We start from the raw sequence: 2,019 nt of genomic DNA, 5'->3' as shown, positions 1-2,019 counted from the left end.
GTCTTGGACGCTCATGTAAAGGACACGACCAAACACGTATCGTCTGAAGACCGTACCAAGTGGGACGGTATGAGTGACAGGGTGACGACATCAGAAACAAACCTGAAGAACCATATCGCAAATGCTAAACCTCACGTCTCGGATTCTGAACGTTTGAAATGGAATCAAGCTGCTACGGATGCGACACAGCTGCAAAAGGATTTACAGACAACGAATCTATCGCTTCAGGATGTTATCGGGGTTCAAAACTTCTCACAGAAATATGCATTAACGGATGCTGAAGGAATGCGGAAACGGTTGGCTTCAGCTGACAGCATATTCACCGCACCACCCGGTTTTTATTATGGGACAGGATGGAATCAACTACCGTTACCGGGTGACGCTTCTTGGTACTATCTCGACATTCTACCAGCGCCAAACGGTCTGCGGAAATTGGTTCTGACACGTTCCTATGATAATACGTCATGGATTGGTGTTATACACACTGACAATGTATTCAGGGGTTGGCGACAGCTGTTTACACAAAATGATTTTATGGCGCTCACATGGTATAACCTTCCGTTATTGAATGGAGCAAAGGCGTCAGGAAGAACACCGCAGTATACCCGCTGGGGAAACATCCTCATGCTAAAAGGTGACGTGGCGTGTGACCTCGGCGTTGACTTTGCACAATTGCCCGCGTCATATTCACCGTCAGACAAAAAGGCGGTCATGGCAACAGCATACGGAACGACAGGCTTCACAAAATTTTATATCAACACTGACGGTAAACTGGCGTTTGTCGGCTTTTCAGGAAACAATCAGTCCGCCGTGTCCAGTTGGTCATTAGACGCGGCAGTGCCTTACTAGGAGGGTTGGAGCAATGGAAATGATACAAGTATTCGTATATGATTCGGATTTCATCTTCGACTATCCTGAAATTGTTCCGGCTGATTCCGTACCGGATAATGCGACAACCGTACAGCCGCCGGGATATTGGCGGGCGCAATTTCAGAAGGATAGAAAACTATGGATTGAATCCGCTTCAGACGAACAAATAAATGAAATGAGACAACAAATGAGGGAGAGTGTAAAAGAATGAGTTTCATGGAGAATGTTGCAAGTGAAGCACAAAAATTATACGGTGTAAGTCGAGTTTTACCTTCAGTTATCACAGCACAAGCCATACATGAGTCAAATTGGGGCAAATCCGGGCTTGCTACGCGTGCAAATAACCTGTTTGGTATAAAAGGTATCGGGAACGCTGGAACCGTTCATATGGGCACGTGGGAGGTTTTAAACGGGGTCGATAAAACAATCAAAGCAGGGTTCCGGGCGTATAAGTCTGTTCGCGATTCTATCATAGACCTTGTGAACCTCTATAACCGTCTTGACCGTTATAAGGCTGTTGTCGGGGAAACGAACTATGTACAAGCTTGTGCCGCCATCCAAAAGGGTGGATATGCGACAGACCCGAACTATGCGAAGAAGCTTATCGCCACAATCGAAGCCCACGGGCTGACGAAATACGATAAGGTCGGGAACAAAGCCGCAGTGAAGGCGAAACCTGCCAAGTCGTCCGGCTCGACATATACCGTTAAGGCGGGTGACACATTGACAGCAATTGCAAAGAAATATAATACGTCAGTGAAGGAGTTGGCGAAAGTGAACGGTATTAAAGATGTTAATATGATTCGTGTTGGTCAAGTCCTGAAGGTATCAGGAGCCGCACCATCCGGCGGTACATTCTACACCGTAAAGGCGGGCGACAACCTGACGAAAATTGGTAAGAAATTCGGTGTGTCCGTTAAGACATTGACCACAGTTAATCGTATCCCGGATGCGAATAAGATTTATGTCGGTCAACGGTTAAGGGTGAAATAATTTACAATATATACTAACATTTGTTAAAATTAAGTAGAATAGGAGCCGCGGAAGACTTCTATTCTATCTGTAACAATAGAGTCACGCCCGATACACAAACCGCTGGAAATATATCCGGAGGGATTTTTTATTTTTGAGAGTTAGCGGGTTAAATGT

At 45.6% G+C, this 2,019-nt stretch carries 3 protein-coding genes; all 3 read left to right on the top strand.

Annotated features, from left to right (window positions below):
• On the top strand, positions 1-849 hold an 849-nt coding region (locus ACFV61_RS35735; RefSeq protein WP_380496331.1), incomplete at its 5' end, for a hypothetical protein.
• 13 nt (positions 850-862) lie between these two features.
• A complete protein-coding gene (locus ACFV61_RS35730; protein ID WP_376642732.1) occupies positions 863-1,081 on the top strand; it encodes a hypothetical protein in 219 nt (72 codons plus the stop codon).
• A gap of 5 nt (positions 1,082-1,086) precedes the next feature.
• Positions 1,087-1,863, top strand: a complete 777-nt coding sequence (locus ACFV61_RS35725) for a glucosaminidase domain-containing protein (RefSeq protein ID WP_376642730.1) — start codon at positions 1,087-1,089, stop codon at positions 1,861-1,863.
• Positions 1,864-2,019 lie beyond the last annotated feature (156 nt).

This window comes from Kitasatospora sp. NPDC059817 (genome assembly GCF_042731835.1).
Lineage (GTDB): Bacteria > Actinomycetota > Actinomycetes > Streptomycetales > Streptomycetaceae > Kitasatospora.
This window is presented reverse-complemented; position numbering and strand designations above follow the sequence as displayed.

Coding starts and splice junctions, on each gene's coding strand:
- ACFV61_RS35730 (WP_376642732.1), top strand. CDS start 863: ATGGAAATGATACAAGTATTCGTATATGATTCGGATTTCATCTTCGAC.
- ACFV61_RS35725 (WP_376642730.1), top strand. CDS start 1,087: ATGGAGAATGTTGCAAGTGAAGCACAAAAATTATACGGTGTAAGTCGA.